Genomic DNA, 8,981 nt, shown 5'->3' with positions numbered 1-8,981 from the left:
TCTAATCAATTAGATAAATCATTTTTTCTTGTCTATGCTGTAGCCATCAACTGTTTGTTCAGTCTGACACCACAGTAAGGCCGTCAGGGTGGATGTGTTTTGTGCGATACCTAAAACAATGGAGAAACACCGATGAGCAATGAGAAAAAATGCCCCTTTGCGGCAATGCACGGCGCACGTACCACACATGGTGCACAATCTAATCGCGATTGGTGGCCAAAGGCGCTGAACCTCAACATCCTCCATCAACACGCCCCTGCTTCTAATCCCCTCGGTGGCGACTTTGACTATGCCAAAGCGTTTAACCAACTCGACTACAACGCCCTGAAACAAGACTTGTATGCCTTAATGACTGTCTCACAAGATTGGTGGCCGGCGGATTGGGGGCATTATGGTGGTTTGTTTATCCGTATGGCGTGGCACAGTGCGGGTACTTATCGTACTGCTGATGGCCGAGGGGGGGCAGGTACCGGTAACCAACGCTTTGCCCCTATCAACAGTTGGCCAGATAACGGCAACCTCGACAAAGCCCGCCGCTTGTTGTGGCCGATCAAACAAAAATACGGTAACAAAATTTCATGGGCTGATTTGATGATTTTGGCGGGGAACTGTGCTTTGGAATCCATGGGTTTCAAAACCTTTGGTTTCGGCGGTGGCCGCGCAGATATTTGGCAGCCAGAAGAAGACATTTATTGGGGCGCAGAAAAAGAATGGCTGGCGACAAGCGACAAAGCGAATAGCCGCTATTCCGCTGAACGTGAATTAGCTAATCCTCTGGCGGCTGTGCAAATGGGGCTGATTTATGTCAATCCTGAAGGCCCAGACGGTAACCCCGATCCTGTTGCATCCGGACGTGATGTGCGTGAAACCTTTGCGCGGATGGCAATGAATGATGAAGAAACGGTGGCGTTGGTTGCCGGTGGGCATACCTTTGGTAAAGCACATGGTGCCGGTGATCCAAAATTAGTTGGCCCTGAGCCTGAAGCCGCACCGATTGAACAGCAAGGGTTAGGTTGGTTCAATCAATTGGGTACCGGTAAAGGGGTGCATACCACCACCAGTGGCATAGAAGGGGCGTGGAAACCCAATCCGACACAGTGGGACAATGGCTATTTTGATATGTTGTTTGGCTATGAATGGGAGCTGACAAAGAGCCCTGCTGGTGCACATCAATGGGTGGCAAAAGATTGCAAACCAGAGCATTTAATTCCCGATGCTCACGATCCATCGAAAAAACACCCACCGATGATGACCACGGCGGATTTGTCATTGCGTTTCGACCCAATTTATGAACCCATCTCGCGCCGTTTCCACCAAGACCCTGCCGCATTTGCCGATGCTTTTGCGCGCGCTTGGTTCAAATTGACACACCGCGATATGGGGCCAAAAACCCGTTATTTAGGGCCAGAAGTCCCAAGCGAAACCTTAATTTGGCAAGACCCGATTCCTGCTTTGGATCATCCTGTGATTGACGCTGCTGATATTGCAGCTTTGAAACACACCCTGTTGGCTTCGGAGGTGTCGATTGCTGAATGGGTGGCGACGGCGTGGGCTTCGGCTTCGACTTTCCGTGGTTCCGATTTGCGCGGTGGGGCGAATGGCGCCCGCATTCGGTTGGCACCGCAGAAAGATTGGGCGGTTAACCAACCCGCACAATTAGCCAAGGTGTTGGCTGTGTTGGAAACGGTGCAACAACAATTCAATGTTGCTCAAACTGATGGCAAAAAAGTGTCGCTGGCTGATTTGATTGTGTTGGCTGGTTGTGCCGCAGTCGAAGCTGCCGCGCAAGCTGCTGGTGTATCGGTCACTGTGCCCTTTACCCCGGGGCGGATGGATGCGACACAAGAGCAAACCGATGTGGCGTCGTTTGCTGTGTTAGAACCGGCAGCCGATGGTTTCCGTAACTATCAAAAACAAGTTTATGCCGTCCCTGCCGAGGAAATGCTGATTGATAAAGCCCAGTTATTGACCTTGAGTGCACCAGAAATGACCGTGTTGGTCGGAGGTTTGCGAGTGTTAGGCGCGAATGTTGGTGGTGCAGCAGAAGGTGTGTTCACCACACAGCCACAGGTCTTGAGCAATGATTTCTTTGTTAACCTGTTGGACATGAGCACTGTTTGGCGGCCTACTGCTGATGATGCCCAACATTTTGAAGGACGTGACCGGCAGACCGGCCATATTAAATGGACAGCAAGCCGTGTGGATTTGGTCTTTGGTTCTAATTCGCAATTACGCGCTTTGGCCGAGGTCTATGCCCAAGACGATGCACAAGAGAAGTTTGTGCGTGATTTTGTTGCAGCTTGGGATAAGGTGATGAATTTAGATCGTTTTGATTTGCAACACTAATTCCTTTGCTTGAATCCCCACAGGGTAAGGCATCGCAGCGCGGTATCGAATCTGATACCGCGCTTTTTGTTGCGCTACAGCTTAAACCGTCCAACCATATCTTGTAACTCATGCGAGAACTGATTGAGACCATGAATCACGGCTTTAGCATCTTGCAAAGCTTCTTTTCCTGCTTGTGCCATGCTGCTGATTTGTTCTGCGGACTGAGCCATTTCAACCGTTGCTGCCGATTGTTCTCGTGCTGACAGTGAAATTTCCTCAATTTGTTGTACTACACCCAACACATCTCGTTGAATCACCAAGATTTTTTCTGAGACCACACTCGCCATATCGGCACCGGCTTTCACTGAATCATGGGTGGCCTGCATTTTGCCAAGGGCATGGCGCGAATGTTCGCGCATTGTGCTAATGGTTTGGGTGATTTCAACGGTGGCTTGGCCGGTGCGCTCGGCCAGTTTTCGTACTTCATCTGCCACCACCGCAAACCCTCGCCCTTGCTCACCGGCACGGGCGGCTTCAATCGCAGCATTGAGCGCTAACAGATTGGTTTGGTCAGCAATATCGCGAATCACATTGATAACCGAGTGAATTTGTTCGGCACGCTGGTCAAGTTCATTCATCACCCCAGCTAAATCATCAACCGCATTGGCAGCACCGTGAATTTGTCCGGCTAAATTAGCGACTTCTGCTGCCGAAGTGGCTGACTGTTGGCCGGTGGCTTGCACTGTTTTTTCTGCGTCGTGGGTGTGGCTGGCAATTAAATTGATGCTGGTGGTGATTTGTTCGATGGTGGCGGCGGTGGAACTGGCCATATCGCTTTGGGTGGCAGAATCGTCAGCTAACCGCTTGGCCATGTCTTCTAAGGTTGCAGTGCCTTGAGTCAATTTACTGGTTTCATCACGCACCATGACAAACATCTGGCGTAATTGCCCCATAAAAGTGTTGAAATGGCGGGCAATATCGCCGATTTCATCTTTTGAATCAATTTGCAGTTGAATGGTTAAATCGCCATGCCCAGCGGTGAGGCTGTGCACCATATCGCGCAGTTTTTGTAACGGGCGTGCAATTACATTGCCTAGCCACAGTGAAATCAACAACGCCGCAACCAACACCACACCACCACTTGCTACGGCATGGAAAATGGCTTGTTGGATTTTTTGGTTCACAATATCGCTTTGAATATCCGACCCGACAACATAGACTTTGCCCTTTGGACTGACAACCGGATATAACACGCCTCGGAAATTGCCGTATTGGCTGGTGGTATCAGCAAAAGACGGTTGCCGGCTCCGCATCACTTCGCGGGTGCGTGGGTCGAGCGTGGGTACATCATTGGGCTGCAGATAAAAATCAAAGTTGGGATCGGCTAATTGCTCTTTGGTGAGGGAGGATTGGCCATAAAAAATGTTTCCTTCATGCTCGACATAGCTATAGAGAAACTCCACCTTCATTGCTTGGCTGGCTTCTGTCAGGCGAACGCTTTCCTGCCGTTTTTGTTTGAGATTAACTTGATTACGTGGCGGTAACTGATCGTGATAGTCCACGCCAAGAATATAAGCATAAGCTTGTGAAGCCATTACCAGTTGACTGTCAATTTCAGCCAATGCGGCTTGTTTGGCGTTGTAAGTGGCTTGAGCGGTGAATAACCCAACACTAAGCAGCGAAACAATCATGAAAGCCAGTTGTAGCTTATGTTTTAAGCGTAAATTTTCGATCCATCTCATAGAAATACTCACCCTTGCTTTGATTTTTTATTAGAAAAAAAATGAAAACGGTTCTTATTTGTTAAGAAAAACACTTTTTCATAAATTAAACGATTGTTCTGATTTTTTCCAGTGTTCACGATTAAAAAATCGGTTTCATGCTGTTTTATGTATTTAAATCAGCATAATGTGACAAACTACTTTAGGAAAAGCAAAACAAATGCCAATTTAGCGATGGTAGAGACTAGGCTAGCGATAGCGTAAAATAACGATAATGGTCATTTTTTGATAAGAGGTTTATCTGATGTGGTTTAAAAATGTAATTTGCTTTCGTTTACCATTGCAAAATATGCCAACGGCTGAACAGTTAGAAACGGCATTGCAAAAACGTCCATTTTTTCCCTGTACCGGATTGCAGTTGAGTTCGGCGGGATGGGTGCCGGTGTTGCCGCAGCAGGCAGATAGAATGACGTGGTCAAATCCGGCTTGTTCGATGTTGATGCTGAAACGGGAAGAAAAAGTGTTGCCGACCAGCGTGGTGAAAGAACGGCTGGCGCAAAAAGTTGGACAAATCGAAAAAGAAGAACTACGTCGTGTGGGTAAAAAAGAGCAACGTACGCTTAAACAAGATGTGATTGATGATTTATTACCGCGTGCTTTTGCAAAGTCACGCACGATTCAAGGTCTGCTTGATCGTGAACGCGGCTATTTGCTGGTTGACGCCGCACAAGCAAAACGGGCGGAAGAATGGCTGAGTGTATTGCGCGAACATCTCCCCGTTCTGCCGCTGAGTTTGTTTCACACCGAACGTTCACCGGCCAGTGCGATGACGGAATGGCTATTATCTGGGCCACCAACAGATTTTGCCTTAGATAATGACTGTGAATTAAAAGATGGAAATGGCGCGGTAATTCGTTGTTTACGGCATGATTTAACCTTGCCAGAAATTCAACAACATGTATTACAAGGTAAAACCGTTAGCCAATTGGGTTTGGTTTTTCAAGAGCGGGTGCGTTTTACATTGACTGAATCGTTGCAATTAAAACGAATTGGTTTTTTAGATACGGTACAACAAGAAGCCAGCGAAGAAGGCGAAGATCCTGAAAGTTTATTTGTGGCGACCGCCAGTTTAATGCAGCAAGAATTGTCTTTGTTATGGCAATCCTTGCTGTTGGCGCTTGGCGGAGAAATTGAAATGAATTAACTGCGTGCGAGGCGGTCAATTGTTTCTGATGCTTGACGTAAGGCCGCCTCGCGCAATTCCGCGCCCATATTCAAACCCTCGGCATACACATAGTGCAGTGAGCGCAAGCCGATAAAATTCAAGAAAGTGGTTAAGAACGGTGTTTGACTATCGGCGGCTGTGCCGACATATTGCCCGCCGCGTGCTGCCAGCAAATACACGGGCTTATCTGCAATTAAACCGACTGGGCCTTGTTCGGTATATTTGAAAGTCACACCAGCGCGGGCAATGCGGTCGAAGTATGCTTTCAATGTGGACGGCACACCGAAGTTATACATCGGCACTCCAATCACCACCGCATCAGCGGCTTGCAATTCAGCAATCAGATCGTCCGACTCTTGCCGCCGTGCCATCGCAACATCATCTAAGCTTTCGCTTGGTGAAAAGAAGGCGGCAATATCGCTATCACTCAGATGGGGCAAGGGATTAGCGGCTAAATCGCGCACAATGATTTGTCCATCGGGATGCTGTGTTTGCCAGACGTTGGCAAATTGTTGTGCCAGTTGTCGCGCTTGACCGGTGGTTGAGAGGCTGGATTGAATGACTAACAGTGTGGCCATAAGAAAAATCCTTTCGTAGAAAATGTGCAATCGATGTGCACAGCTTACGAAAGGATGGCGCAACAAGATAGCGAAAGTTTTTCGCCATCTTGTTCAGTATTTTTGAATTAGGCTGACCACGCGGCAAGAAAGGCTTGCCAATGTGGCTGTGATTTTTGTGTCAGGGCATGGCGCAGTCGATCACACTCGGCTTGGTATTGCGTTTGATCGAGTTGGCCGCGCATCATTTGAAAACGCAAATACACCAAATAGGTGTTGGCAGCATCGGTTTCACAATAATCACGAATCGCTTGTTCCTCACCGGCTAAGTATGCGCTCCACACTTGGCTGCCGTCCATGCCTTGTTTCCCCGGAAAACCACATAACCGCGCTATATCATCCAACGGTGCATTGGCGCGTGGCTGATACATGGCGAGAATATCCATTAAATCCAGATGGCGGGTGTGATAGCGGCTGATGTAATTATTCCACTTAAAATCGCGGTCGTTATCACCTAAATCCCAATACCGTTCAGCACAAATTCCATGCAGCAAGGCGCGGTAGTGCAAGGCGGGTAGATCGAACCCACCTCCATTCCATGTCACCAGTTGCGGCGTGTATTTTTCAATTAACTGAAAGAATTTTTGAATCACCTCGGCTTCGCTGCTGCCGACATGACCGAGGGTTGCGATATGGATTTTGTCGTCCCACCGTAAAACACAAGAAATCGCCAACACCCGATGCAGATAATGTGGCAAAAAATCAGAACCATTTTTCTGGCGTTGGCGCTGAAAAGCATATTCAGCAACATCGGTGTCGGAAATATCCGCTGCAAAGCCATGTAATACCCGCAACCCTTGGACATCAGGGATGGTTTCAATATCAAAAGCAAGAATAGGCTGTTTCATGTGCGCTCCTGTGTCGGTGATAACGGCATCTTTCTATCTTGGCGCACATGATACAAGTCTTGCGATTTAATCGGCAAAATGTGGCTGGGTATTTTGCATCGCGGCCATCACTGCGCTTTGAATATCATTCGATAACAACATCGACGCATTCCATGTCGCAACATATTCCAAGCCTTCAGGAATACTGTGATCGCGGCTGTAGTTTAAGACTTGTTTTGTGCCGCGCAGGGCTAAAGGCGATTTGGCGGCCAAGGCACGCGCTTGGGTAAAAGCATGTTCTAACAGCTCGGTTGGATCGGCTAATACTTGGTTGACCAAGCCGCGCCATTCGGCTTCTGCCGCCGCGACACGGCGACCGGTTAAACACCATTCACGGGCAATGCCTTCACCGACCAAACGCGGTAGCCGTTGCAACGTGCCAACATCTGCCGCCATCGCCATATCAATTTCTTTGACGGCAAAATAGGCATCTGCACTGGCATAGCGAATATCTGCCGCGACGACTAAATCAATCGCACCCCCGACACAAGCGCCATGCAGCGCCGCAATCACGGGTTTACGACATTGCTCAATTGCATTGGCGACCGCCTGTAATTCAAGAATTTTGCGCCGTAATTTTTCCCGTTTCCGTCCTTCACAATCATCCGCAATCAGCTGTGAAAGCTGCATCAACATCGCCAAATCAATCCCTGCACAGAAATTTTTCCCTGCACCAGACAACACCACCACGCGCACGCTGGGTTCACCATCTGCCCACTCAAACGCTTGGCGTAGCGATTGCCACAGCGGATCGTTCAGGGCGTTGGATTTATCGGGTCGATTGAGTTCGAGGTGTAAGACATGGCCCTCTTGCGAGAGATTGAGATGAGGAAAGGTAGGATGAGTCATGAAAAAAGCTCCGAAACAGTGGCAACGTGACAAAGGCATTGCGACTGTACGGAGCAGATCATTGGCTGTCAATCAATCGTTTGATTTTTCTTCGCTACTGCGAACCGTGGCAAAACGTGACAGCTTACTGCTTGGGCGGCGGGTGCTACGGCGTCGTGGCGTGGCGGGTGTTGCTGCAACGCTATCAACTGTGACCGCTTCAGCCTGCACAGTGGGTTGTGGTTCGGTGACGGTCGGCCAATTCAGTGACAGCCATTCCAACATCCGCTGCGCCACCTCTTGCCACACAGTATCCAACATCATCATGTGACCACAACCACCGACAATTTCCGCTTCGGTGTGCAAACGGCGTGCGGTTTTAACCACTTCGCTTGGGCTGATGATTTTATCTTCATCGCCGCCCAACACCAGCGCAGGTATCTGTTCTAACGCTTTCACGCTAAAAAAGCTTACCAGCGTCATGTCTAAAATAGCTCGCATGGATTCTGGTGTGAAGCGATAGGCCCATTTTGCTAATTCTTCCTCCGGCATACTGTCGGAAAATAACAACCGTTTGGCCTGATCGAGTTCAGGTTGATAACGTTGGTCTGCTTGGAATAGGTTTAAGGCGGTTAATAAGTCTGGTGTAGTGCCCAACATGCGAATGGCTGAGCGCGCCATACCTTCGCCCGGCACCGATGCCAACAGCACCACGCCTGCCGCTGGATAACCCAATTCTAAGTAACGTTGAATCACAAAACCGCCCATCGAATGGCCTACTAAAATCGGCAAACTCGGTAAGGTGGCAATGATTTGCCGCAGGTTTTTGACGTATTCATCAATGCTTAAAATGGCAATCCAACTTTGTCCACCGCTGCCCCCGTGTCCTTCGAGACTAAATGCTGTGGCAGACCACCCATTTTCCGCAAAAAATGGCAAAAAATGCTCATCCCAACACCATGCCGCACAATACGCACCGTGAACAAATAACAGCGGTGGGCGCGCTGCGACGGGGTGTGTGGGATGGCGGTCGATACGTTCAAGATGCACAGCCATTACAATACCTCTCCGGCGTGATCGGCCAAGCGTGAGCGTTCACCGCGTGCCAAGGTTACATGGCCGGCGTGATTCCAACCTTTCATGCGGTCAACGACATACGTTAAACCGGAACTGCCTTCAGTGAGATAGGGGGTATCAATTTGAGCGATATTGCCCAAGCACACCACTTTGGTGCCGGGGCCGGCGCGGGTAATTAAAGTTTTCATTTGTTTCGGTGTCAGGTTTTGTGCTTCATCAATGATGAGAAATTTATTCAAAAAAGTGCGACCGCGCATAAAGTTGAGGCTTTTGATTTTGATACGGGAGCGCATTAAAT

Annotated in this window: 8 protein-coding genes; 2 read left to right on the top strand and 6 right to left on the bottom strand. The window is 48.9% G+C overall.

All coding sequences use genetic code 11. The features are described from left to right. The first annotated feature begins 132 nt into the window (after positions 1-132). Positions 133-2,346, top strand: coding sequence for a catalase/peroxidase HPI (katG, locus tag ACTBZS_RS10980; protein WP_463044151.1), 2,214 nt, complete (start codon positions 133-135; stop codon positions 2,344-2,346). Positions 2,347-2,420: 74 nt separating this feature from the next. Here the strand turns inward: katG and ACTBZS_RS10975 are convergent, their stop codons facing one another. After that, positions 2,421-4,070, bottom strand: coding sequence for a methyl-accepting chemotaxis protein (locus ACTBZS_RS10975; RefSeq protein ID WP_463044150.1), 1,650 nt, complete (start codon positions 4,068-4,070; stop codon positions 2,421-2,423). Positions 4,071-4,353: 283 nt separating this feature from the next. Here ACTBZS_RS10975 and ACTBZS_RS10970 point away from each other — a divergent pair, with 283 nt between their 5' ends. After that, positions 4,354-5,253: a recombination-associated protein RdgC gene (locus ACTBZS_RS10970; RefSeq protein WP_463044149.1), complete on the top strand. Its 900-nt coding sequence runs from the start codon at positions 4,354-4,356 to the stop codon at positions 5,251-5,253. Here the strand turns inward: ACTBZS_RS10970 and ACTBZS_RS10965 are convergent. The 5 genes from ACTBZS_RS10965 to ACTBZS_RS10945 form a co-directional block, all read right to left on the bottom strand. Continuing rightward, a complete protein-coding gene (locus ACTBZS_RS10965) occupies positions 5,250-5,852 on the bottom strand; it encodes an FMN-dependent NADH-azoreductase (RefSeq protein WP_460429831.1) in 603 nt (200 codons plus the stop codon). The genes ACTBZS_RS10970 and ACTBZS_RS10965 overlap by 4 nt on opposite strands. 107 nt (positions 5,853-5,959) lie before the next feature. Continuing rightward, positions 5,960-6,739, bottom strand: coding sequence for a 3'-5' exonuclease (locus ACTBZS_RS10960; RefSeq protein ID WP_463044148.1), 780 nt, complete (start codon positions 6,737-6,739; stop codon positions 5,960-5,962). A gap of 66 nt (positions 6,740-6,805) precedes the next feature. Continuing rightward, positions 6,806-7,627: a crotonase/enoyl-CoA hydratase family protein gene (locus ACTBZS_RS10955; protein ID WP_460429829.1), complete on the bottom strand. Its 822-nt coding sequence runs from the start codon at positions 7,625-7,627 to the stop codon at positions 6,806-6,808. Positions 7,628-7,699: 72 nt separating this feature from the next. Beyond that, positions 7,700-8,662 carry an alpha/beta hydrolase gene (locus ACTBZS_RS10950; RefSeq protein ID WP_463044147.1) on the bottom strand — a complete coding sequence of 321 codons (963 nt, stop codon included), beginning with the start codon at positions 8,660-8,662 and terminating at the stop codon, positions 7,700-7,702. Next, positions 8,662-8,981 (bottom strand): PhoH family protein (locus ACTBZS_RS10945; protein ID WP_463044146.1); only part of this gene is annotated, 320 nt, incomplete at its 5' end. The genes ACTBZS_RS10945 and ACTBZS_RS10950, both read right to left, overlap by 1 nt.

The sequence above is a fragment of the Aquaspirillum sp. genome, assembly GCF_055136605.1.
Note: the sequence above shows the minus strand (reverse complement) of the source record. Positions and strands in the feature narration are given on the sequence as shown.